16 protein-coding genes are annotated in these 25,824 nt (G+C 54.5%); all 16 read left to right on the top strand.

What is annotated here, in order from left to right; translation table 11 throughout:
* The first annotated feature begins 5 nt into the window (after positions 1-5).
* The 16 genes from ACYJL1_RS14395 (at position 6) to ACYJL1_RS14320 (ending at position 25,815) form a co-directional block, all read left to right on the top strand.
* On the top strand, positions 6-3,881 hold the full coding sequence (locus ACYJL1_RS14395) for a baseplate multidomain protein megatron (protein ID WP_460896022.1): 3,876 nt from the start codon (positions 6-8) through the stop codon (positions 3,879-3,881).
* Positions 3,882-3,911: 30 nt separating this feature from the next.
* Positions 3,912-4,130, top strand: a complete 219-nt coding sequence (locus ACYJL1_RS14390; RefSeq protein ID WP_460896021.1) for a hypothetical protein — start codon at positions 3,912-3,914, stop codon at positions 4,128-4,130.
* An 89-nt stretch (positions 4,131-4,219) separates the two neighbouring features.
* Entirely contained in the window at positions 4,220-4,474 is a 255-nt protein-coding gene (locus ACYJL1_RS14385; protein ID WP_460896020.1) for a hypothetical protein, read from the top strand.
* A 27-nt stretch (positions 4,475-4,501) separates the two neighbouring features.
* Entirely contained in the window at positions 4,502-5,173 is a 672-nt protein-coding gene (locus tag ACYJL1_RS14380; protein WP_460896019.1) for a response regulator transcription factor, read from the top strand.
* A 105-nt stretch (positions 5,174-5,278) separates the two neighbouring features.
* Positions 5,279-6,580 (top strand): ATP-binding protein, encoded by a 1,302-nt coding sequence (locus tag ACYJL1_RS14375; protein WP_460898049.1) that lies wholly within the window; start codon positions 5,279-5,281, stop codon positions 6,578-6,580.
* 69 nt (positions 6,581-6,649) lie between these two features.
* Entirely contained in the window at positions 6,650-7,075 is a 426-nt protein-coding gene (locus tag ACYJL1_RS14370) for a hypothetical protein (RefSeq protein ID WP_460896018.1), read from the top strand.
* Positions 7,076-7,167: 92 nt separating this feature from the next.
* Positions 7,168-8,328, top strand: coding sequence for a c-type cytochrome biogenesis protein CcmI (gene ccmI, locus ACYJL1_RS14365; protein WP_460896017.1), 1,161 nt, complete (start codon positions 7,168-7,170; stop codon positions 8,326-8,328).
* On the top strand, positions 8,328-8,774 hold the full coding sequence (ccmE, locus tag ACYJL1_RS14360) for a cytochrome c maturation protein CcmE (protein WP_460896016.1): 447 nt from the start codon (positions 8,328-8,330) through the stop codon (positions 8,772-8,774). Before ccmI ends, ccmE begins: the two co-directional genes overlap by 1 nt.
* On the top strand, positions 8,771-10,768 hold the full coding sequence (locus ACYJL1_RS14355; RefSeq protein WP_460896015.1) for a heme lyase CcmF/NrfE family subunit: 1,998 nt from the start codon (positions 8,771-8,773) through the stop codon (positions 10,766-10,768). Before ccmE ends, ACYJL1_RS14355 begins: the two co-directional genes overlap by 4 nt.
* Complete coding sequence (locus ACYJL1_RS14350) at positions 10,765-11,250, top strand: cytochrome c-type biogenesis protein (RefSeq protein WP_460896014.1); 486 nt, start codon at positions 10,765-10,767, stop codon at positions 11,248-11,250. The genes ACYJL1_RS14355 and ACYJL1_RS14350 overlap by 4 nt, the downstream gene beginning before the upstream one ends.
* A gap of 301 nt (positions 11,251-11,551) precedes the next feature.
* The gene (locus ACYJL1_RS14345; protein WP_460896013.1) at positions 11,552-18,250 is read left to right on the top strand and encodes a YadA-like family protein; all 6,699 of its coding nucleotides are present in this window, start codon (positions 11,552-11,554) and stop codon (positions 18,248-18,250) included.
* A gap of 11 nt (positions 18,251-18,261) precedes the next feature.
* Positions 18,262-18,825 (top strand): invasion associated locus B family protein, encoded by a 564-nt coding sequence (locus ACYJL1_RS14340; RefSeq protein ID WP_460896012.1) that lies wholly within the window; start codon positions 18,262-18,264, stop codon positions 18,823-18,825.
* Between the two features lie 267 nt (positions 18,826-19,092).
* Positions 19,093-20,628, top strand: a complete 1,536-nt coding sequence (locus tag ACYJL1_RS14335) for a Do family serine endopeptidase (RefSeq protein ID WP_460896011.1) — start codon at positions 19,093-19,095, stop codon at positions 20,626-20,628.
* Between the two features lie 128 nt (positions 20,629-20,756).
* The gene (locus tag ACYJL1_RS14330) at positions 20,757-21,461 is read left to right on the top strand and encodes a response regulator transcription factor (RefSeq protein ID WP_460896010.1); all 705 of its coding nucleotides are present in this window, start codon (positions 20,757-20,759) and stop codon (positions 21,459-21,461) included.
* Complete coding sequence (locus ACYJL1_RS14325; RefSeq protein ID WP_460896009.1) at positions 21,458-22,855, top strand: sensor histidine kinase; 1,398 nt, start codon at positions 21,458-21,460, stop codon at positions 22,853-22,855. The genes ACYJL1_RS14330 and ACYJL1_RS14325 overlap by 4 nt, the downstream gene beginning before the upstream one ends.
* Positions 22,852-25,815, top strand: coding sequence for a bifunctional [glutamine synthetase] adenylyltransferase/[glutamine synthetase]-adenylyl-L-tyrosine phosphorylase (locus ACYJL1_RS14320; RefSeq protein WP_460896008.1), 2,964 nt, complete (start codon positions 22,852-22,854; stop codon positions 25,813-25,815). The genes ACYJL1_RS14325 and ACYJL1_RS14320 overlap by 4 nt, the downstream gene beginning before the upstream one ends.
* The last annotated feature ends 9 nt before the right edge of the window (positions 25,816-25,824 follow it).

Genomic DNA, 25,824 nt, shown 5'->3' with positions numbered 1-25,824 from the left:
ATTGTATGGCGACGCTCGTTCTCACAACGGCCGCAAGCTTTATGTTTACGCAAGGTACGATGGCTGCAGCCTTGGCAACAGCCGGAGCCTCAATAGGCGGCTATCTTATCGATCGCGCGCTTTTCGGACAAAATGCCGAAGGCCCGCGCATGACATCAATGCGCCCGACTATGGCCGAAGAGGGCGCTGCGCTTCCGCGCGTCTACGGCGCGGCGCGCGTATACGGCGCGGCGCGCGTATCGGGTACTTTGATTTGGGGTACGCGTTTCGAGGAGCAGAAAACCAGAAAGCGCCAAGGTGGCAAGGGCGGGCGGAAGGTTGCTGAATATTCCTATTTTGGAAATTTCGCTATTGCGGTCGCAGTCGGGGAGATAAGTCTGATCCGCCGCATATGGGCTGACGGCAAGGAATATGATCAGACGCGGGGCACAATCCGCGTCTATTGCGGTGGCGAAGATCAAATGCCGGACCCCTTGATTGAAGGCAAGCAGGGAAACGGCAATGCGCCAGCATATCGGGGCACCGCCTATGTGGTTTTCGAGCGATTTCCGCTCGACGATTTTGGCAATCGCATACCGCAGTTTCAGTTTGAAGTGATCAGGGCAGTCGGTAGCGTTGCCAGCTCCCTCAAGGCAGTGGCTTTGATACCCGGTTCAACGGAGTTTGGCCTATCGCCGAGACTGGTGACCAATGAACCGGGTAAAGGTCAAACGAACGGTTTGAATCACAATTGCCTGAGAGGCCATACGGACTGGGAGGCATCCATGGACGAGTTGCAGGGACTCTGCCCTGCACTGAAACATGTTGCAATTGTAGTGCCGTGGTTTGGAGCCGATTTACGGGCCGGTTATTGCAGAATTCGACCGGGTGTCATGGATCGGAAACACAATAATGAAAGTGAAAAATGGTGGGCCGGGGGTGTAGATCGTACGGATGCGCATCTGATTTCCCGGACTGATAAGGGTGTGGTCTATGGCGGAACACCATCTGACGAGAGTATTATCGCAGCCATCCGCGACGCCAAGGCGAGAGGGCTGAGCGTTACGCTCTATCCGTTCATCATGCTCGATATACCGGCGGGTAATCAGCTACCTGACCCTTACGGCGCAACAAATCAAGCAACACATCCGTGGCGCGGGCGTATTACCTGTCATCCGGCGCCTTACCATGCGGGCAGCGTCAACAAGACAGCGGCAGCGAGCAGCCAGATCGCCACATTCCTTGGAAATGCCAAAGGGGAAGACTATCGCGTCAGGCATGGGCGCGTGCATTATCAAGGCAATGATGATGATTGGGGTTATCGACGTTTTGTCTTGCATCTGGCGCATTTAGCCCTCTGCGCTGACGGTGTGGATGCCTTTATCCTTGGCTCGGAACTGCGGGGCCTCACAATGATTCGCGGGCAGGGTAATAATTTTCCGTTCGTTGAGGGGCTTTGCAGCCTGGCGGCTGATATACGCAAGGTTTTGGGTCCGGACTGCAAGCTTACTTATGGCGCGGACTGGTCTGAATATTTCGGGCATCACCCGCAGGATGGTTCAGGCGATGTCTATTTCAACCTTGATCCGCTTTGGGCGCATCCAGCGATCAATGCTGTTGGTATCGACAATTACATGCCGCTCAGCGACTGGCGGGATGAAGATTATGGTGTGCCCAACCCCGATGGGTTCGCAACGCCCTATGATCTTTCCGCCTTGCGGGAACAGATTACCGCAGGGGAGGGTTACGACTGGTATTACGCATCACTGAGCGACCGGACCATGCGTATCCGAACGCCCATCTCAGATGGCTTGGGCAAATCATGGATTTACCGCTACAAGGACCTGTCCCTGTGGTGGAGGAATAGCCACTTCAACCGGATCGGAGGCGTGGAGCAGAAAACACCCACGGTATGGCAACCGGCTTCAAAGCAAATCTGGTTGACGGAACTCGGCTGTCCCGCAGTTGACAAGGGTCCGAACCAGCCCAATGTTTTTCCCGACATGAAGTCATCGGAAGGTGCATTTCCATACTTCTCCGATCAGGCAAGAGATGATCTTGCACAAAACCGGTACTTACGCGCCCATATTTCCCACTGGACAGACCTTTTCAGCTCTATGCTTGACAAGGACCGACTCTATGTTTGGGCTTGGGATACACGGCCCCACCCGGAATTTCCGCTAAACCGGAAATTATGGTCGGATGGTGATAATTGGTCATCGGGTCATTGGCTGAATGGCCGGCTTTCAGGAGTGGCGCTGGATGAGTTGATAGCAGCCATTCTCAATGATCATGGGGTCGCCGATTTTGATACATTGCATGTCGATGGATTTGTCAGCGGCTATGTGCTGGACGAACCGGCGAGTGTTCGCTCTGCAATTGAACCCCTGCTTGCGGTTTATGGCATAGACGCATTTGAAAGTGGAAAAACACTCGTCTTCCAAAGCAATGCCCGCACGGATGCACAAACACCTTTAATCGAAGAATTCGTCGAGAAAGAGGATGTTGCCGCACTGACATGGCGGCTGACGGAAATGATGGAACAGCCGGAACGAGTTGAACTGGCTTACCGCGACCCGATGCTGGACTATCAGGCGGCAATGGCTTTTGCCGAGCGTCAGAATGGCAAGGGAACAGAAAGTGTCGGCATTGCTGCCATGCTGGACAGCGGTCAGGCTAAATCCCTTGCCGAAGGATGGATGCAGTCACGAAGGGCATCGCGGCGATCGGTTACGTTTGAGCTACCCTGGAAGCAAGCTGGTTTAAAAATAGGGGACAGGATCAGAATCGCCGACCCGCATGGTACAACTGCGGCCGCGACAGGTGGTTTTGTTATTACCTCGATTGAAGATGGGGCAATAAGGCGTTTGGAGGCGCGGGCTGTACCACAACATATTCGGTATCCTGCTCAAACAGAACTGCCCGTTGCAGCAGACGCAGATGCCTCAATCCGCGGAAGACCGTATTTTGAGCTGATAGACCTTCCCATGTGGCCAGGGATAGAGCATCCCGCCAATCAATTCCGGATCGCTGCATTTTCCAGGCCCTGGAATGGCGTGAGCGTATTTGCTTCGCCGGAACATTCTGGCTTCGAACAGCGCGCAATGCTGACAAGTAGCGTCATCATGGGGGAGTTGGTCAAGCCATTGGATGGAGGCGCTAGCGGGCGCTGGCTTTACAATCAGGCACTGACGGTCAAACTCTATGCTGGAGAGTTGAGCTCAGTAACACATTCTCAGCTTTTTAACGGAGCCAACAGTGCACTTGTTGGAACGCTCGATGGTGAATGGGAACTGCTGCAATTTCTCGGTGCAGAGGAAACAAGCAGCGATGTGTGGCGGCTGACCGGGCTTTTGCGTGGCCAATGCGGTACAGAATCCGAAGCCATGCAGCTGAAAAATGAAGGAACGCCCTTCATCCTGTTGAACGACGCCGTTTCTCCGGCAGGCTTGAAACCACAAGAAGCGGGGCTGGAGCTCAACTGGCGCGTTGGATGTTCTGGCGAAGAGTTTTCCGATCAGTTCTACAGCACGAAGACGAAAATCGGAGGTCTGCGGGCAAGGCAACCGCTGTCGCCCGTTCATATCCGCCGCACAATGCGCTCAAATGGCGATATGGACATAGGCTGGGTCAGACGCGGGCGCATTGATGCAGATAGCTGGCTTTCTCCAGAGATACCGCTGGGCGAAGATCGCGAAGCCTATCATATAGAAATCCTGCTTGAAGGGCGGGTCGTACGCTCTCTTGAAGTTACCGCCAGCAATTGGACTTATAGCGCCTCTCAGCGGTTGAAGGATCTGGGCCATGCTGCTGCCGCTTTCGACTTCACAGTCGCCATGATTTCTGCCGCAGTCGGGCTTGGACAAAAGGCCCGCTGCAAATTTTTTCCAACGTCTTTTTAATCCGGCAAATATTTAAAAAGGAATTTGATAATGACCAACGAAAAATCCTGGTTTGCTTCCAAGACCATCTGGGCATCAATTGTAACCATTGGTCTGTCGTGCTCTGGTTTCTTCAATGGTTCGCTTGATGGTGCAGATCACGTATCCATTGCAGATACAATAGTGCAGTTTTTGACAGCAATTAGCGGTGTTGTGGCGCTATTTGGTCGTATTAGTGCAACGACTGTCATTTCACGTAAAGAAATATGATGTTAAAAGACGTGAACCTATGGCATTTGTAGCTACAAGGCACCAACTGTTCATTCATTGTTCAGACAGCAATTGATAATAATGGCAACATGATGAAACATTTACTCTTCTCCTTACCCTTGGCGGGTCTGATCTCGGGTGTCGGCGTCGTTTTCGCCGGTCCCGCTATGGCTGCGGATTGCTCTTCGGTGGGGCAGCGGGTAGCGGACTCGCAAGGTGGTACCCTTGCGCGTGCAACATCGGTTGTCCAAAACGGCAAAGAGGTCTGCGTAGTGGTTGTTCTGGTTCCCGGCAAGGACGGGGAACGACCGCGGCGTGTGGAAGTTGCTGTTCCGGCAAACTGATCTCATAAGCCCGCGAGGAAGTCCTGCATGAGAATACTTGTCGTCGAGGATGATCGCGACCTTAACCGTCAGCTCGTGGATGCGCTCACGGAGGCTGGATATGTTGTCGACAAGGCCTATGATGGTGAGGAGGGGCATTTTCTCGGCGATACCGAGCCCTACGATGCCGTTGTTCTGGATATCGGCCTGCCCCAGATGGATGGCCTGACCATACTTGAAAAATGGCGTCAAGACGCACGCATCATGCCGGTACTGCTGTTGACGGCCCGTGATCGCTGGAGCGACAAGGTTGCCGGCATTGATGCGGGCGCTGATGATTATGTTGCCAAGCCGTTTCATATTGAGGAAGTTCTTGCACGTCTGCGCGCCCTGATCCGTCGCGCGGCTGGTCATGCTTCGTCCGAAATTTCCTGTGGTCCGTTGCGTCTGGATACGAAAACATCCAAAGTCACTGTCAATGGAAACACGCTGAAACTCACTTCCCACGAGTTCCGGCTGCTTTCCTATCTCATGCACCATATGGATGAGGTCGTATCACGCACCGAGCTGGTCGAGCATCTTTACGATCAGGATTTTGACAGGGACTCAAACACGATTGAGGTCTTTGTTGGTCGGTTGCGCAAAAAGATGGGTATGGACCTGATCGAGACCATCCGCGGTATGGGCTATCGTATCAAGTCGCAAGACAGCAAGGCCTAGGCCTTTTAAAGAGGGCATTGCGTGGCAATCCGGCTGAGAAATTATCTCCCAAGCTTGCGATCTTTGTCGTTCCGCGTCATTTCGTTGTCGACCCTCTGGACCATCATCTCATTCATTGCCATCGCCACCATCATCTCGACGCTATATGGCGAAGAACGGTTGAAAAGCTTTCAGCAGTTGCTTTCGGCACATCTTTTCAGTGTTATCGCATCAGTCAGTGTCAATGACGGTACGTTGGCAGGGCGTCCTGATCCTGGCGAAGTGCGATATTCCAGCCCGCTTTCCGGTTGGTATTGGTCGGTTGAGCCCGCCGCAGACAATTTGAAAGGTTCGCTGCGCTCTGTCTCTCTTGGAGAGCGGAATATCGATTCGCCATCAACTCTCAATGTACCTTTCGATACGTCGTTTCAGCGCCAATATACGGAAGTTGGGCCGAACGGCCAGCAATTGTCGGTTGTCGAAACCGAAGTTGTGCTTGATGCGGAAAACCGGGTTGCACGTTTCAGGGTAATGGGAAATTTAAGTGAAGTTGAGGATGAAATCGCAGACTTCCGCTATACGTTATATTTCTATCTCGGCATTTTCGGTATCGGCGGAACCTTGATCAACGCTGCGGTTATCCTGTTCGGGCTTCGCCCACTTGATCGCGTGCGTCGTTCCCTTGGCGATATCCGCGAGGGCAAGGTCACACGTCTCGATGAAGACCTGCCTAACGAGATTGCACCGCTGGCACGCGAGATGAATGCGCTTATCGATAATAATCGGCGTATCATGGATCGTTCGCGCACGCAGGTTGGTAATCTTGCACATTCGCTCAAAACGCCTTTGTCTGTTCTGGTCAATGAAAGCCGGACAATCGGCGGGACAGAAGGCCGTCTCATTGCCGAACAGACTGTAGCCATGCAGGTTCAGGTACAGCATTATCTGCAACGCGCCCGTGTCGCTGCACAGCGCGACAGTGTTGTTTTCCGTGCACCGGTAACGCCGATTCTGCAACGGTTGGTGCGCGTTACCGCCAAGCTCAATCCTGGCATGGATGTCCAGTTCAACAATTACATGGATGATGCGATCTTTGCTGGTGAGCAGGAAGACCTTGAGGAGATCGTCGGCAATCTGATGGAGAATGCCGGGAAGTGGGGCCGTCAGATTATCAGACTGACACTTGCGCGTGTCGAGCAGGGATTTGAGATTAGCGTCGAGGATGACGGGCCCGGCCTTGCTTCCGAACAAATTCAGGATGCGTTGGCACGCGGCAAACGCCTGGATGAAACAAAGCCTGGAACGGGCTTGGGCCTGTCTATTGTGAACGATACTGTGCGCGAATATGGCGGAACCCTGTCGCTGGAACGCAGTTCTGTACTGGGTGGGTTGCACGCGAGACTGATTCTACCGACGGCTGCGAATTGAATGAAGCTTGCCAGCCGTCATTCAATCGGGTCATAAAGGCCTTAAGATTTATCTGAAAATGAGCTTGTGATGAAATTTCATATCGCTATTCCCCTTCTTGCAATTGCTGCGCTTGCCGGTTGTTCAACAACCTCCGGCGGCAAGGGCGATAGCGGAGTTCTAAGCTCATGGACGGGCGGTTCAAAGGCGGCAAAAGCCAGTGTTCTTGCGGCTCTTGGTAGTGGCCTGGTCGGTAACGCATCGCTGGAACCGGCGGACCGCAAGCAGGCTTTGCAGGCTGAGTATCAGACCTTGGAATATTCCCCAGCCGGCAAGGTCGTAGAATGGAAGAACAGTAGTAACAATCGTTCTGGTGAGGTGGTGGCAGCGCAACCCTATCAGGTTGGGTCGCAGAATTGCCGTCAATATACCCATACCATCCGTATTGACGGTACACCGCAATCCTCGCGCGGCACTGCATGTCGTAATGAAGACGGCAGCTGGACGCGATTGTGATGAGGCCCGTTTGAGAAAACGCATTTGCGGCGAATTGCCCTATCAATAAAATGCGTTTGGATTTTGTATAGGCGAGAGTCTATGTCTCACGCATGATTTTCTGGATTTTCGCTGCATTTCTGACCGTTGTCGCAACGTTGCTGGTGCTTTTGCCATTAACGCGGCGCACGAAGGCTTCTGTGTCGGACAATCAATATGACGTTGAGGTCTATCGAGACCAATTGCGCGAACTCGATGCTGACGAGAAACGTGGCTTGATTGATCCTGTTGCTGGCGAACAGGCGCGCGCGGAAGTCGGGCGCCGCCTTCTGAAGTCTGCCAGGGCTGCCGCAATGGACGAACAAGCGATTCGACCGGCCAAGAGCGCTACCCGCGAATGGATGACACTTGCAACAGTCATCGCTATTCCCCTGATTTCATGGGCTGTTTACGCGATGACAGGCAATCCGGATCTGCCCGGACAGCCGCTTGCAGAAAGGCTTGCGCGCCCGGCTGATCAAAGTACACCCGAAGAGTTGATTGCCCGTGCCGAGGCGCATTTGGCACTGAACCCGGATGACGGTCAGGGCTGGGAAGTCCTGGCACCTATCTATCTGCGCATGGGACGTCCTGCAAATGCTGTTGCCGCATACCAGAATATCATACGCTTGAATGGCGACAGCGCTGCACGGCAGCTCGGTCTGGGGCAGGCGCTTATTGCGGAATCGGGCGGTAAAACGACTGCTCGAGCGGAGGAAGCCTTCAACAAGGCATTGGCGCTGGATCCAAAAGACATGCGCCCGCAATTTTACATTATTGATGGCTGGATGCAGCAGGGCCGCCTGACTGAAGCGCGTGATCTCATCCGCAAACTGCTGGAGGAGGCTCCTCTCGATGTGCCATGGCGTGAACAGGCACAAGCTGCGCTGACCAAACTGGACGCCGAGATCAACGGTGATGCGCCCGATGTCAGCGATGTTGACAGAACCGCGCCGGATGCCGCGCAGGTACAGGCAATGATGGATGCTGACAGCGAAAGCCGTGCCACAATGATTGAAGGCATGGTTGCCAGCCTTGCTACAAAGCTGGAAACGTCTCCGGACAATGTTGAAGGCTGGGAAAGGCTGGTGCGATCCTATGTCGTGCTCAATCGACCCAATGATGCCATTGAAGCGTTGGATCGTGCCAGAAAAGCGTTGAGCGCTGAAAAGATGGCCCGTCTTGACGCTGTGGCCGAGGAGCTCGGTTTGGCCTATGAGCCGGAGAACGACTGATGACGCGCAAGCAAAAAAGACTCTCGGTAATTGGTGGCGGTCTGGTCGTTCTGGGATTGGCGGCCGCGCTTGTTCTGTTTGCGTTGCAGCAGAAAATCGCATTCTTCCGCATGCCTTCCGATATTCAGGCTTCCGACATTCAGTCGCAATCGCGCTTCCGCCTTGGTGGTCTGGTTGAAAAAGGAACAGTGGTTCGCGGCGAGGGAACCAAGATCAGCTTCTCGGTTACTGACAAGATCAAAAGCATCCCCGTCACCTATGAAGGCATATTGCCTGACCTCTTTCGCGAAGACCAAGGCGTGGTGATCGAAGGCGGCTTTTCGCCAGATGGCGCGTTCGTGGCTGACAGCGTACTGGCCAAACATGATGAAAACTACATGCCCAAGGAAGTCGCCGATAGTCTGAAGGCCAAGGGTGTCTGGCAGGAAGAGAGCAAAAAGCCATGATTGTCGAGCTTGGACATTTTGCGCTGGTACTCGCTCTTGCTTTATCCATTGTGCAATCGGTGCTGCCGATATTGGGTGCGCGTCGCAATGATGACCGGATGATGGCGGTTGGTGTTCCCGCTGCCTTTACCGTACTTGCCCTTATCGCAATTTCATTTGCCGCGCTGACAAGCGCCAATGTGCTTTCCGACTTTTCGGTCCAGAATGTCTTTGAGAATTCGCATTCGCAAAAGCCGTTGCTTTACAAATTTACTGGCGTGTGGGGCAATCACGAGGGCTCAATGTTGCTCTGGGTGCTGATCTTGAGCTTGTTCACAGCGCTCGTCGCCTTTTTCGGCAATAATCTGCCGCCTTCATTGAAAGCCAATGTACTTGGCGTTCAGGCATGGATCGGCACTGCATTTCTTACCTTTATTATTGCCACATCAAACCCCTTTGCGCGTCTTAATCCGGCACCGGTCGAGGGGCGTGATCTCAATCCGATCCTGCAGGATATCGGCCTGGCCATTCATCCGCCGCTGCTCTACCTCGGCTATGTCGGTTTCTCCGTCTGCTTCTCCTTTGCGGTTGCTGCCCTCATTGACGGTCGCATTGATGCCGCCTGGGCGCGCTGGGTTCGGCCGTGGACGCTCGTGGCCTGGGTGTTCCTGACAGGCGGTATCTCGATGGGCTCTTACTGGGCCTATTATGAACTGGGCTGGGGTGGCTGGTGGTTCTGGGATCCGGTAGAAAATGCGTCCTTCATGCCTTGGCTCGCTGGCACCGCATTGCTGCATTCTGCACTGGTCATGGAAAAGCGCTCGGCGCTGAAAATCTGGACGGTGCTGCTTGCAATCCTCACCTTCTCCCTTTCACTACTGGGAACATTCCTCGTCCGCTCCGGCGTACTGACGTCGGTCCATACATTCGCAACAGACCCCGGACGCGGCCTGTTTATCCTCGCCATACTTGTTATCTTTATCGGTGGTTCTCTGGCGCTTTTTGCATGGCGGGCACAAAGCCTTGCACCTGGCGGCTTGTTTCAGCCGATTTCGCGTGAGGGTGCGCTAGTCCTCAACAATCTGTTCTTGACCACAGCGGCCGCGACCGTTCTGATCGGTACCCTTTATCCACTTCTGCTGGAATTTCTGACAGGCGAAAAAATCTCGGTCGGCGCGCCCTTCTTCAATCTCACCTTCGGTCCTCTGATGATTCCGCTTCTGGCCGCCGTGCCATTCGGGCCGCTTTTGGCCTGGAAGCGCGGCGATCTTCTGGCCGTGGCGCAACGTCTCATGGCTGCCTTCTTTGTTGCCTTGCTGGTTGTTGCTGCCGTGCTTTACCAGACATCGGCGTCTGGCGTTTTGGCTGCCTTTGGCATCGGGCTTGCCGTGTGGCTCATGCTCGGCGCTCTTACCGATCTCGCTCTTAAAGCCGGTATTGGCAAAGCCTCTTTGAACATCACGTTGCGGCGTCTCATTGGCCTGCCGCGCTCGGTTTTCGGCACTGCCTTTGCCCATTTCGGCCTTGGCGTTACATTGCTGGGTATTGTTGCAACCACCACCTTTGCCACCGAAAGCGTCCTGGTTATGAAGCCGGGCGAAAGCATCCGGGCGGGCGGCTATACGCTGCGCTTCGATCAAATAGAGCCCTTCAAAGGGTCCAATTTCAGTGAAGAGCAAGGCCGGTTTACGGTCTTGAGCGATGAAGGACAGCCGGTAACGTCTCTCATGGCGGCCAAGCGCTTCTTTCCTGTCCGCAATATGCAGACAACCGAGGCTGGTATTCGCACCTTCACCTTCAGCCAGCTTTACGTGGCGCTGGGTGATGCGGCTGCCGATGGCGGCATCGTCGTGCGGATATGGTGGAAGCCACTGGTAACGCTGATCTGGCTTGGAACCGTGTTCATGATGGCGGGCGGCTGCCTGTCCTTGCTTGATCGCCGCTTGCGCATTGGTGCGCCCGCCAAGGGCAGGGCCACGCCCGCACGACCCGCAAAAAGCCGGGTGCCCGCATGAGCCGTGTCCGCAACCCAATGGCAGCTTTGCTTTGCCTGCTGCTTTGTTTCGGCGCAAGCAGCGCCTTTGCACTTTCCCCCGACGAAATGCTGACAAATCCTGTTTTGGAAAAACGCGCCCGCACCATTTCAGCGCAAGTGCGCTGCATGGTCTGCCAGAATGAATCGATTGACGATTCCAATGCAGACCTCGCCCGCGATCTGCGGGTCCTGGTGCGTGAGCGGATTGTGGCCGGTGATACCGACCCGCAGGTGCTGGAATTTCTCGTCGCCCGCTATGGCGAATTCGTACTGCTCAAACCCCGGCTGCAATTGAGCACGATACTGTTGTGGGGTTTTCCGATCGGCGCCTTGCTTCTTGGTGCTTTGGCTCTTGCCGTTTCGATAAGGCGCCGCCGCGCTGTTTCGATGGAAACAGCGCCTCTTTCCGACAGCGAAAAGAAGCAGATCAAGAAGCTCGTCGAAACGCTCGATCAGGAGTAAATTATAGTAAAGTATTATACTTTAGTACGATGGTATTATACTAAAGTATAATGATTTTTTGCTTAAAAAGTAAATTTAACGCGCTGAAAACTAGTTTTTACTCTTGTATTCTAGCGCTTTTCCGGTTATTCAGCCCGCAACAATAGCGGTAATGATTAAGTTCCGGTTTGGCATATTAGCTTTTCCAAGTAAAAATGATCCCGCAATTATACTTTTTTGATTCTTCGCAGTAAGAAATTGCTGTGCGTGCATATCTGTAAGCATATCTGATATTTACACAATATATTTTTTGAGGTCGATAATGAGCAAGGTTGACATCACCAAAGTCACGGCAACCATTTTCTCACCGAAAGCTGCACGTTTTGCCGGCAATTGGCTTGCAGGAGCGGCTGAGAGCCGTTCCGCCCGCCGCCGTCTGAATGCCATTTTACGCCTCGCCTGCCGCGTGCTGGGCGCGAAGCGCCGCAAGGGTCTGGGCATGCTTGGCGTGGCGGGCAGGGCAGCGCTGACCGGTGTTCTTACCGCCTTTTTGACGACCGGCGCATTGGCTGTCGACGAGACGCAGCTCGGCCCTGGCGCGACTGCAAATAGCAATTCTTCCACGGCCATTGGCCATAAGGCGAGCGCGACAGGTCTGCAATCGAGTGCCTTTGGTTTTGAGGCAAAGACGAACAATGAAGCCGCCGTCGCAGTGGGTCGAAAGGCCGCCGCACTTGGCCAGTTTTCCACAGCCATCGGCAATGAATCCGAGGCGACAGGTAAGAACTCGAATGCCATTGGTAATGGTTCGAATGCGGGTGGCATATATGCCACTGCGATCGGCACGCAAGCGATAGCAATGGGCGAGCTTGCTCAGGCTATTGGTGCCAAGACCCAAGCGCATGCAAAAAGTTCAGTAGCTATCGGCCGTTTTGCAGAAGTATCGGATAGCACGTTCGAATTCGGCACCGCCATTGGCAATCTTGCAAAGGTAACTGGCATAAACGGCGTTGCCATCGGTCTATCTGTGACGGCTGGTGCCAATGCCTCAGCCATGGGGGTGGATGCAAAAGCACTAGGCGAGTCGAGTGTGGCAGTCGGGCAGGCGGAGTCAGCAGACGAGAACAGCGTTGCTATCGGATTCGGAGCCAAGTCTCTAATGAAGAACAGCGTTGCTATCGGATACTTGGCTAGGTCTCACAATACGAGCGACCTCGCGCTTGGTGAGGGGAGCGCGGCATCGGGCGGTAACTCCACTGCCATAGGTGCTTTTACCAATACGTCAGGTGTGAATTCAGCTGCCTTCGGCTATGGTGCAAAAGCATCGGCTGAATCCGCCATCGCCATTGGCCGGGATGCGGCTGGGTCGGGCCTTGGCTCCGTTGCTATCGGCTCGAAAGTGGGTATCACAGATGATAAAGGCGTGACCACTACAGTCGCTGCACCCTCGGCGAGCAAGCTTGCCATTGCCATTGGCGCAGATGCCAATGCGTCAGGTGAGAACTCGGCTGCCGTCGGATTCGGAGCCAAGTCTCAAAATGTGAACGCCCTCGCGCTTGGCGTGTCGAGCGAGGCATCAGGCGGCGGCTCCATTGCCATGGGTTCTAATGTCAAAGCGGTTGGACTGCATAGTGTTGCAATCGGCGAGGAAGCCAATACAACCGGGACAGATAGCATTGCTCTCGGCGCGAAAGCCAAGGGCAGTCAGGCCAATGCAGTTGCCATTGGCGCTGGTGCCAATGCGTCAGGCGAGAACTCGGCTGCCGTCGGTATGTTGGCAAAAGCATCGGCTAAATCCGCCATTGCTATTGGCGTTATTGCCAAAGCGACGGACGCGAGCAGCGTTGCTATCGGATACGGAGCTAAGGCTGAAAAAGCGAGCGACCTCGCGCTTGGTCTGTCGAGCAGGGCATCGGGCGGCAACTCCATTGCCATGGGTACTGGGGGCAAAGCGATTGGATTGAATAGTATTGCAATCGGCCGTTATGCGGCTGCGGGTGGTGCAGATGGTCTGGCTCTTGGTCAGAATGCCAGCGCCAATGAGAATAACAGTGTCGCGCTGGGCGCAAATTCGCAAACAGAAGCGGTGCATGCGGTTGATGGCACTGTCACTTTGAATGGCAAGGACTATGCAATTGATACCGGGGCGAAGAGTGTTGTCAGTGTTGGTAATAATGAAGCCGACAAGTCCAAGCGTATCAAGCGGCAGATCATCAATGTCGCGGCGGGGCAGGTGAATGACACCAGCACGGATGCAGTCAATGGAAAGCAGTTGAATGCCGCCTATGATGGTATCAAGCGGCTTGGCGATAGCGCCGTTCAATATTCGGTAGCCACGGATGCGGCTGGCAATGAGGTGGTCGATTATACGAAAGTGCAGCTCAAGGGCAGCGGCGGCACAAAGATCAGCAATGTTGCCGAAGGTGTTGCCGATACGGATGCGGCCAATGTGGGTCAGCTCAAGAAGGTAAATCAGGCTGCGACGACGCTTGGCAATTCCGTTGCCAAGGCACTTGGCGAAGGCACGACGCTGGATAAGGATGGCAATCTTGATCTGCCGGACTTCGGCCTGACGAGCCTTGGCAAGGATGCTAATGGCAAGGACATTGCGCAGCCGACGACAGTGCTTGGCGGCTTGAAGGCGATTGACGGCGTTGTTGCCTCGCAGGGCACGCGGCTTGATACCTTGCAGCAGAATGCGCTGCTTTATGACAAGGGGCTTGGTGCCTATAGCGCTTCCCATGGCGGCGCCACGGCCAGCAAGATCAGCAATGTTGCCGAAGGTGTTGCCGATACGGATGCGGTCAATAAGCGCCAGCTCGACAAGGTTGCCGCTCAGGCGAATGGCACATCGGGCGTGATCAATGATTCCGGTGATGTGATCTCGGTTGGTTCCGATTCGGATGCGACGACGGTTGATCTTGGCCATCAGGTTGAGACGGTTGATGCCAATGGCAATAAAGTGACGGAGACGAAGGATCGTGTTCTGACGGGTATTGCCGATGGCTCTGACAAGAACGACGCGGTCAACAAGGGTCAGCTTGACAAGGTTGGACAGTCTGTTGCCGATGCACTTGGCGAAGGCACGACGCTGGATAAGGATGGCAAGGTGGTTCTGCCAAAATATGAACTGGCGAGCGTCAAGGATGCCAATGGCAACCCTGTGGAGTCGACGACAGTGCTTGGTGATTTGAAGGCGATTGACGGCGTTGTGGCCTCGCAGGGGGCGCGGCTTGATACGGCTGAGACGGATATTGATACCTTGCAGCAGGATGCGCTGCTCTATGACAAGACGCTTGGTGCCTATAGCGCCTCCCATGATAATGCCAAGACCAGCAAGATCAGCAATGTTGCCGATGGTACTGCCGATACGGATGCTGTCAACAAGCGCCAGCTCGACAAGGTTGCCGCTCAGGCGAATGGCACATCGGGCGGGATCAATGATTCCGGTGATGTGATCTCGGTTGGTTCCGATTCGGATGCGACGACGGTTGATCTTGGCCATCAGGTTGAGACGGTTGATGCCAATGGCAATAAAGTGACGGAGACGAAGGATCGTGTTCTGATGGGTATTGCCGATGGCTCTGACAAGAACGACGCGGTCAACAAGGGTCAGCTTGACAAGGTCGGACAGTCTGTTGCCGATGCACTTGGCGAAGGTACGGATCTGATCGATGGCAAGGTGGTTCTGCCAGAATATGAACTGTCGAGCCTTGGCAAGGACGCTTCGGGCAACCCTGTGAAGTCGACGACAGTGCTTGGCGGCTTGAAGGCGATTGACGGCGTAGTGGCCTCGCAGGGCACGCGGCTTGATACTTTGCAGCAGGATGCGCTGCTCTATGACAAGGGGCTTGGTGCCTATAGCGCCTCCCATGGCGGCACCACGACCAGCAAGATCAGCAATGTTGCCGAAGGTACTGCCGATACGGATGCGGCCAATGTGGGTCAGCTCAACAAGGTTGACGACAAAGTTACCGAAGTGAAGAAGACGGCGGATGCGGCAGAAACAAAGCTGACAGATGTCGACAAGAAGCTTGCCGATCTGTCGAAGGGTACATCGGGCGTGATCAAGGATGCCGGTGATGTGATCGCGGTGGGTTCTGATTCGGATGCAACGAAGGTGGATATCGGGCAGAAGACACCCAAGCTCGATGCCTCTGGCAATCCTGTTGTTGATGCCAATGGCAATCCCGTGATGGAGACGAAGGATCGTGTTCTGACAGGTATTGCCGATGGCGTTGAGAAGAACGATGCGGTCAACAAGGGTCAGCTGGATGTGGTTGACAACAAGGTTGCCGAAGTGAAGAAGACTGCGGATGCGGCGGAAACGAAGCTGACGGGTCTGACGGATGATACGGTTCAGAAGTCGATCGATACGGCTGCGACGAAGGTCGGCCAGTCTGTTGCCGATGCACTCGGCGGAGACGCGAAGCTGGTCGATGGCAAGGTGGTTCTGCCAGAATATGAACTGACGAGCCTTGGCAAGGACGCTTCGGGCAATCCTGTGAAGTCGACGACAGTGCTTGGTGGCTTGAAGGCGATTGACGGCGTTGTTGCCTCGCAGGGTACGCGGCTTGATACCTTGCAGCAGGATGCGCTGCTTTATGACAAGACGCTTGGTGCCTTTAGCGCCTCCCATGGCGGCACCACGACCAGCAAGATCAGCAATGTTGCCGAAGGTGTTGCCGATACGGATGCGGCCAATGTGGGTCAGCTCAACAAGGTTGACGACAAAGTTACCGAAGTGAAGAAGACGGCGGATGCGGCAGAAACAAAGCTGACAGATGTCGACAAGAAGCTTGCCGATCTGTCGAAGGGTACATCGGGCGTGATCAAGGATGCCGGTGATGTGATCGCGGTGGGTTCTGATTCGGATGCAACGAAGGTGGATATCGGGCAGAAGACGCCCAAGCGCGATGCCTCTGGCAATCCTGTTGTTGATGCCAATGGCAATCCCGTGACGGAGACGAAGGATCGTGTTCTGACAGGTGTTGCCGATGGCGTTGAGAAGAACGATGCGGTCAACAAGGGTCAGCTTGACAAGGTTGGACAGTCTGTTGCCGATGCACTTGGCGAAGGCACGGAACTTGTCGATGGCAAGGTGGTTCTGCCAGAATATGAACTGACGAGCCTTGGCAAGGACGCTTCGGGCAATCCTGTGAAGTCGACGACAGTGCTTGGTGGCTTGAAGGCGATTGACGGCGTAGTGGCCTCGCAGGGCACGCGGCTTGGCACGGCTGAGACGGATATTGATACCTTGCAGCAGGATGCGCTGCTCTATGATAAGGGGCTTGGTGCCTATAGCGCCTCCCATGGCACGGACAAGACCAGCAGGATCAGCAATGTTGCCGAAGGTACTGCCGATACGGATGCGGTGAACAAGGGGCAGCTCGACAAGGTTGCCGCTCTGGCGAATGGCACATCGGGCCTGATCAAGGACGCCAATGGTGTGATCGCGGTGGGTTCTGATTCGGATGCGACGAAGGTTGATCTTGGCCATCAGGTTGAGACGGTTGATGCCAATGGCAATAAAGTGACGGAGACGAAGGATCGTGTTCTGACGGGTATTGCCGATGGCTCTGACAAGAACGACGCGGTCAACAAGGGTCAGCTGGATGTGGTTGACAAAAGATCGGTCAAATATCGCTGGAACGACAAGAACAATAATAAAATTATCGACGATGGCGAAATCGAAACGACTGCCCTGATGCTGGAGGAAAATCAGGACAAGAATGGCAAGCCTGTCGGTACCAGATTGGGTAATGTGGCTGGCGGTGTGATCGATGCAACCTCGCTGGAAGCGGTCAATGGCGGCCAGGTCCATGCGGCAATCAATTCGGTCGCACAAAGTCTTGGCGGTGGCGCGTCTGTCGTTAATGGAATGCTATCGGCGCCGACTTTCAATTTGCCCAGTTTCACTATTGATGGCGGGTCTTCCCCGATGACGTTCAACAATGTCGGTGATGCTCTTGGCCAGCTCAGCTTAAACGATGAAATGTTCAACAAGCGCTTTGGACAATTAAAGTCTGAGGTTGATGGTTTACAGCAAGATGCACTTCGGTGGAACAAGACTATAGGGGCCTATGATGCCGGCCTTGCGTCAGATCAGCCAGTGCTGTCCCCCAGCAGTGACGCGGGCGCGGACGGCAGCGGCGCTCCCAGCCGAAAGAAACGATCGGTGGCCTCAAGCGCGCCCACAGCGAACGCAGCACCTGCAACCACCGCCAGCACTAACAGGATCACTGGCGTCGCCGACGGACGTATTGCGGCAGACTCCACAGATGCAATCAACGGTGGGCAGTTGAAAACCTTGAGAGACGATGTGGCCGATCTTTTTGGAGACGTTTCTGTGGTGGCGGCCGAGACGAATGATCGGCTTGAATCCCTTGAGGGTAATACCGTCCGGTATTCACCCGTTGGCGGGGCCAATACCAACGCACTCAGTCTCAAGGGTGGCAATCCCAACGCTCCGGTTGTTATCAGTAACCTGGATGAGGGCCAACAGGACGGTGACGCTGTTAATGTAAAGCAGTTGAACAAGGTAAAACAGCATGCCGACCAGCAGCTTGAACAGCAGCGCGTGACCTCGAAAGCCTATACGGATCAGGTTGGAGAGAAGGCTGTCAGCCGGGCGAAGGACTATTCGGATGATGCAAAAAAAGAAGCAATTTCTACTGCTCAAACCTATACGGATGAAAGAATTGATGGCACCAAAGATACGCCTGGCTTAAAACAGCAAATGGCTAACGGCTTCAACCAGCTTAGCTCGGATATTGCATCCGTGCGCAAGGAAGCACGGCAGGCAGCGGCCATCGGTCTTGCGGCATCCTCCTTGCGTTTCGACAGCACACCCGGCAAGGTGAGTGTTGCCATGGGCGGCGGCGTATGGCGCGATCAGGGGGCTTTTGCCTTCGGCGCGGGCTATACAAGTGAATCAGGCAAGGTGCGGGCTAATATTACCGGTGTCACCAGCGGTGGTCAGGTCGGCGTTGGTGCGGGGCTGAGCTTTACGCTTAACTAGAGAATCCATTGATGGTGAAGTTCGCTCGGATATTGCTCCTTTTCCTGTCTTTCCTGAGTGCTGGTTTGGCTGGCGCTCAGGAGGCGGGTGCGCCGCAATATCGCTTGAAGCCGTCTGATGTCGTTGTTCCAGAGGGGGCGGAGGTCGGCAAATACCGGCGTATTGTGCAACCTTTCGACAACTGGACCCTGATCTGCGACGAAGACCTGAAATCGATGAAGAAGGTCTGCAATATTGCCCAAACGATTGTAGATACCGCAGGTAAGACTGTTTTCAGCTGGTCATTGGCGGGTGATGACAAGGGCAAGCCGATGATGATTTTGCGGGTGCCGCCGTCAGTTGGCGAAGGCAAGGAAATTGTTCTGAGTTTTCCATCACGCAAGGAAAAGGCCGCTGTACCGGTCCGGGGCTGCACCGAAGTAATATGTTTGGCATATTTGCCGGTGGGGCCGGTCTTGCGTGAGGAGATCGGCAAGGAAGGAGCGGCGCGCATTTCCTATACCGGCCCTTCGGGCAGGGTTGATCTGCAACTGCCGCTTGCTGATCTTGGCAAGGCTCTGGCATCCATCAAGTAGGCCGGCAACTGGAAAACGACGTAGCGGGCCGGGATTACTTATCGGATGCATTTCCGTGCGTGGGTCCCTCGATGGGACGCCTCCCGGGCTCCCGGATCCAGTCTCTGATGCCGATTGCTCAAACGGCATATTCTGCGTGTTGTGCCCTTTCCTGCGAACGTTAAATATTTGTCATGATGCGGAAATGGTGGGGTAACCTTCTTATGTGTATCACTGATGGTACAAAACGATCATCAGCCGATCGCATTGCCTAAGGAGCACATCCAAATGTCTAATAATCTCAAATCTTCCCGTTACCGTAAGGGTATTGCCGCGGCCCTCCTGTCGTCGGCACTGGTCGGCGGCTTTTTGGCGACGGGCCCGCTCAGTGCTGTCGTTCCAGCGCAGGCAGAAGCCGTTCGCGTCGAGACTGCCCAGCAGCCCGGTTTTGCCGATGTCGTGGAAAAGGTCAGCCCTGCAGTTGTCAGCGTCCGTGTCAAAAGCGCCGTGAAGGAAACTGCCGATAGCGGCAACAGTTTCCCGGGCTTTGATCAACTGCCGGATGGCCACCCGCTCAAACGCTTCTTTTATGAATTTGGCGGACCCGATCAGTATGGCCGTCGTGGCATGGAACCACGTAAATCCCCACGTGATCAGAACCGTCCTGAACGTGTCCGCCCTACCGCGCAGGGGTCAGGCTTCTTCATTTCCGAAGATGGCTATCTCGTTACCAATAATCACGTCGTTGAAGACGGCTCTGCTTACAGTGTCGTGCTTGATGACGGCACGGAACTTGATGCAAAGCTGATTGGCAAGGACAAACGGACTGACTTGGCCGTATTGAAGGTCGATGACAAGCGCAATTTCACCTATGTTAATTTCGGTGACGATAACAAGGTTCGCGTTGGCGAATGGGTTGTCGCAGTCGGTAATCCATTTGGTCTCGGTGGAACGGTAACAGCGGGTATTGTCTCTGCTCGTGGCCGTGATATTGGCGCTGGACCTTATGACGACTTCCTGCAAATCGATGCGGCGGTCAATAAAGGCAACTCTGGTGGCCCGGCCTTCAATCTCAATGGTGAAGTGGTGGGCATCAACACGGCAATTTTCTCGCCCTCTGGTGGCAGCGTGGGCATCGCCTTCGCTATCCCTGCACAGACGGCAAAGCAGGTTGTCGACCAACTGATCAAGAACGGTACAGTATCGCGTGGCTGGATTGGCGTGCAGATTCAGCCTGTCAGCAAGGAAATCGCCGAATCCCTCGGCCTTGCCGAAGAGAAGGGCGCGCTTGTTGCTGATCCCCAAGCCAATGGCCCTGCTGCCAAGGCTGGTATTGTCGCCGGTGATGTGATTACAGCCGTCAATGGTGACAAGGTGAGCGATCCGCGTGATCTGGCCAAAAAGATTGCGGCCATCGTCCCGGGCAAGGAGGTCGAGCTGAGCGTGTGGCATAAGGGCGAGGCCAAGTCTGTCAAAGTATCGATCAAGGAAATGCCAGGCGACGAGCAACTCGCTTCGTCAAAACAGCAGCAGGACGACGGCAAGAAGTCGTCCGCTCTAGATGATTACGGCCTGACTGTCATGCCGGCCGATGACGGGCAGGGCGTTGTTGTTACCGATGTCGATCGTCAGGGCGATGCCGCTGACAAGGGTATCAGTACAGGCGACATTATTGTTTCGGTCAATAACCAGCCGGTCAAGAGTGGCGACGAAATAGAAGCTGCAATAGCCGATGCCACCAAGAGCGGTCGCAAAGCCGTGCTCCTGCAGGTGCAAACAAAGGACCAGTCGCGGTTCGTTGCCCTGCCTATCAACCAGGGTTGATAGCGGACGAAAAATGCCGCAGCGCTACACCCCACCCGTAAGCGCTAAAGCATCGGGCAACAGGTCTCTTCAACCTGTTGCCCCTTTTCTTTGTGGTTTCATTGAAGCAATCTGATTAGAGTAAGATCATGAAAATACTTGTTATTGAAGATGATCGCGAAGCAGCGCGCTATCTGGAAAAGGCATTCAACGAGGCCGGGCATTCTGCCGATATCGCGGGTGATGGCGAGACAGGCTATGCACTGGCCGAGCAGGGGTCTTATGACGCTCTTGTTGTCGATCGTATGCTGCCGCGCCGGGACGGGCTTTCTGTTGTGGCTGCGCTGCGCGCTCAGGGAAATGACACGCCGGCGCTCATCCTTTCTGCCTTGGGACAGGTCGATGATCGCGTTACGGGCTTGCGGGCAGGCGGGGATGACTATCTCACCAAGCCCTATGCCTTTTCAGAGCTGCTTGCACGGATAGAAGTCTTGCAGCGGCGGTCAAGCCCAAAGGAAGCTGAGACTGTCTATCGCGTCGGTGATCTTGAGCTTGACCGACTTTCGCACACGGCAAAAAGGGCGGGGCAGACAATTATTTTGCAACCGCGCGAGTTTCGCCTGCTGGAATATCTCATGCGCAATTCCGGTCAGGTCGTTACCCGCACCATGCTGCTTGAGCATGTTTGGGACTATCATTTCGATCCTCAGACCAATGTGATTGATGTTCATGTTTCGCGTTTGCGTGGCAAGATCGAAAAAGGTTTCGACACGCCCTTGCTGCATACGGTACGCGGTGCCGGATATATGCTGAAAGCGAACACATCTGAAACGACAGCCGGAAGCCATGGATGAGCCGCTTTCGCTCCATGCTGAAAATGACGGCGGTGAGGCTGTCAGCGCTCTATCTGCTGCTCTTTACGATCTGCGCCCTGGGCTTGGTTTTCTATATGACCAGTTCCTCCGTAAAGCTGCTGACCAGCCAAACGGAAGCGGCAATCAATGAGGAGATTGAAGGTATAGGCCGGGCCTATCAGCGCGGCGGCATAGCCAGCCTCGTACGTGCGATTGACCGGCGAGGCCGGCAACCAGGCGCTTTCCTCTATCTCGTTGCCGATCCCGCTGGACGCATTGTGGCCGGCAATGTGCAGAGTATTGAAATTGGTGTCCTGCAAACTGATGGCTGGATATCACGTCCCATAAGTTATGAGCGTTATAATGAGGGTACTGATCCGCAGACGCACACAGCAATAGCCCGCGTTATTGTTTTGCCCAATGGAATTCGCGTGATGGTGGGGCGTGATCTGGGCGAGCCGGAGCAGGTGCGTCTTGTGGTAAGACGCGCACTTTTCGCCGCACTGGGCACGATGGGTATCGGCGCATTTCTCATCTGGTTCTTTGTAGGTCGTCGTGCTCTGCATCGGATCGACGAAGTTTCAGTCGCTTCACAGCGTATCATGGGCGGCGATCTGGCAGGGCGGCTTCCGGTCAATGGTTCGGGCGATGAGTTTGATCGCCTGTCTGAAAACCTCAATGGAATGCTGGCGCGCATACAGGAATTGAACGAAGGTGTCCGGCACGTCTCCGATAATATTGCGCATGATCTGAAGACACCCCTGACGCGAATGCGAAACCGCGCTGAATCGGCGCTTTCCAACGCGAAAACTACAAAAGCCTATCGCGCCGCTATCGAGGATATGATCGGAGATTCTGATCTTCTGATACGTACCTTCAACGCCATTTTGATGATCTCGCGTCTTGAATCAGGCTATTCCAGCGAGACCATGGAGCTTTTGCCACTATCGGTGATCGTAGAGGACGTGTTTGAGCTATATGAGCCGTTGGCGGAAGAGGCAGGGATAACTTTATCTCTCGGTGAAATGAACGCAACGCCGGTCAGTGCCAATCGTGAGCTTGTCGGGCAGACAATCTCAAACCTTGTCGACAACGCCATTAAATATGCCGCTGGGGATAAGCCCGTCGAGATCAAACTGTCAGTAGAAAAGCACGATCGTGGCATCGAGATTGTCGTCAGTGACAATGGTCCGGGCATCCCCGCAGATCAGGTTGAGCGCGCCACGGAGCGGTTCGTGCGGCTGGAGGAAAGCCGTTCGCAACCTGGATCAGGTCTTGGGCTGAGCCTTGCCAAGGCAGTCATGAAATTGCACGGTGGTGTATTGGAGTTGCAAGACAATACGCCGGGCCTGCGTGCAGTGCTGGTGTTTCCGGTGGGAGGGGAAAATGTATGACGTCGAAAGAGGCAAGCGCTGCTGAACATCCATTCTTTGATAGTAAACTGCGCGACCTTACGCCGCTCGACAAGAAGCAGGCAGCAGCATTCCTGCAAGAGCTTGTCGAAAATGCTGAAGAAAAAGAACGCACAGTAACCTCAGCTTTAAAGCATAACAGAAAAGCCGCGGCTTTCCTTTCATCGGTTCTCGATCTCTCGCCTTACTTACGCAACGTCCTGTTGCGCCGCCCTGCAATAATCGAGCCCTTGTTCGCTCAGTCACTCAATGTTCGCCTGCAACAACTCATGCAGGAAATTGCGGATATCAGCCAAGTGGAAAGCGTTACAGAAACGTCGATTATGACGGCTCTTCGCCAAAAGAAGCTTGAAGGCCACCTATTAATCGCTTTGGGCGACCTGTCCGGTCAATTTGATACGAAGGATACGACCCTCTTCCTGTCTCAACTGGCTCAAACATGCGTTGAAGCAGCAGTACGCTTTCTATTGCGCGACGCACACAATGCGGGAAAGCTCAAACTGCCGGATCCTCGGAATCCGGACAAAAGTTGCGGTTGGATCATTCTGGCGATGGGCAAACTGGGTGCGTTCGAGCTGAATTACTCGTCTGATATTGATCTGATCGTTTTTATCGATGAACAAAGCCCTGCAATTACCGACCCTTATGAATGTGTCGAGACTTTTTCACGTTTGACGCGGCGGCTGGTGCGTATTCTTCAGGATCGCACAGCGGACGGCTATGTCTTCCGCACGGATTTGCGGCTGCGTCCCGACCCTGGCTCGACTCCGCTTGCTATCCCTGTTGGCGCAGCGCTGAATTATTATGAGGGGCGGGGACAAAACTGGGAACGTGCCGCCATGATCAAAGCCCGCCCCGTTGCCGGAGATATTGAGGCTGGTAAACAGGTGTTGGCGGAGCTTGCTCCCTATGTTTGGCGCAAATATCTTGACTATGCCGCCATTGCTGATGTCCATTCCATCAAACGGCAAATCCATGCCCATAAAGGCCATGGCGAAGTTGCGGTGCGTGGTCATAATGTCAAGCTTGGTCGTGGCGGCATACGTGAGATCGAATTTTTCGTGCAAACGCAGCAATTAATCGCAGGAGGCCGGTTTCCCCAGCTTCGCGGTTCAAGCACTGTTGCCATGCTGGGTGCATTGCAGGATTTGGGCTGGATCAACGCTGAAGCGCGCGACACGCTGGCAAAAAAGTATGGCTTCCTGCGCAATGTCGAGCATCGTATCCAGATGATCGCGGACGAACAGACCCACATATTACCGGAGGATGACGAAAACTTCCGGCGCGTTGCCCATATGATGGGCTACCGCGATACAGAAAATTTTACGGATGACTTCCGCGAAGCTCTCAAAACTGTTGAAACCCATTATGCAGCCTTGTTCGAACAGGCGCAGGACTTGGCGGGAGAGGCTGGAAATCTGGTGTTCACCGGCGATGTTGATGACCCGGATACGTTAGAAACCCTGACCAATTTCGGCTTTGAGCGGCCAAGCGATATCTGCCGCGTCATCCGTACATGGCATTTCGGACGCTACAGGGCGACGCAATCGGCCGAGTCGCGCGAGAGACTGACGGAGCTGACGCCGGTCTTGCTCAAGGCTTTCGGGGCCACGAGCCGCGCTGATGAAGCGCTGATGCGTTTTGACGAGATGATCAAGGGCTTGCCCGCCGGTATCCAGCTCTTCAGTCTGCTTCAGTCCAATCCGCGTCTGCTTGACTTGCTGGTTCTCATCATGGGTGCTGCGCCGCGACTGGCTGATATTATCACCCGCAAACCGCACATTTTCGACGGCATGCTCGATCCCGCAATTTTTGCCGATGTCCCCACGCGAGCATACCTTGCAGACCGACTGACCAGTTTTCTCGGACCTTCAAAAGTCTATGAAGACGTGCTGGACCGGCTGCGTATCTTTGCTGCCGAACATCGTTTTCTCATCGGCATAAGGCTGCTCACCGGCGCGATCGACGGAGCGCGTGCGGGCAAGGCGTTTTCCGATCTGGCCGATCTGGTCATTGATAGTGCGCTCCGTGCGGTTATTGACGAGTTTGATAGCAAGCACGGAACGATCAGCGGTGGGCGCATCGCTATTCTTGGTATGGGTAAGCTGGGTAGTCGTGAGCTGACGGCTGGCTCCGATATCGACCTCATTCTGCTTTACGATCACAATGATGATGCCGATGAATCCGATGGCGCAAAGCCTCTCGCACCCTCGCAATATTATATGCGGCTGACGCAACGTCTGATCGCAGCTTTGTCTGCTCCCACCGCCGAAGGTGTTCTTTACGAAGTTGATTTTCGTTTGCGGCCATCCGGCAATAAAGGGCCCGTTGCCACTCATATCGACTCTTTCCGCAAATACCAAAGGACCGAAGCTTGGACCTGGGAACATATGGCTCTTAGCCGCGCGCGTCCTGTTGCCGGTGATCATGCTTTTTTTGCTGAGATAGAGAAGGACATTTCGGACATATTGGCGCTTCCCCGCGATACCTCAAGAATCGCCAAGGATGTTGCCGAGATGCGCGCCATGATCGAGGCGGAAAAGCCGCCGCGTGATGATTGGGATCTGAAGCTGGTGCCGGGTGGCATTATCGATCTGGAGTTCATCGCACAATTTGCTGTGCTGTCTGGCAATGTGAGTGGCCCGGTCGTCGCGCAGACGACGGCGGAGGTACTGGGCAAAATCGGTCCGGCTTTAGCCGAACCTGCAACGATAGATACTCTGGTTGAAGCTGCAAATCTCTATACGGGCGTGACCCAGCTGATCCGCCTCTGCCTGAATGGCGATGTAAAGCGGGAGGATTTTCCGCCAGGATTGGTAGAGCAGCTTTGCCGGTCTGGTGATTTTCCAGACTTGCAGCGGCTGGACAGCCAGTTGAAGGGCAATTCGAAATCGGTGCGGAAGGTTTTTGATCTTGTGCTGAAGGGCACGAAGAAGAGATAATTTATTTGG

The organism is Phyllobacterium sp. K27, from assembly GCF_054796155.1.
The sequence above is the reverse complement of the archived record's forward strand: the minus strand, read 5'-3'. Positions and strand labels throughout refer to the sequence as shown.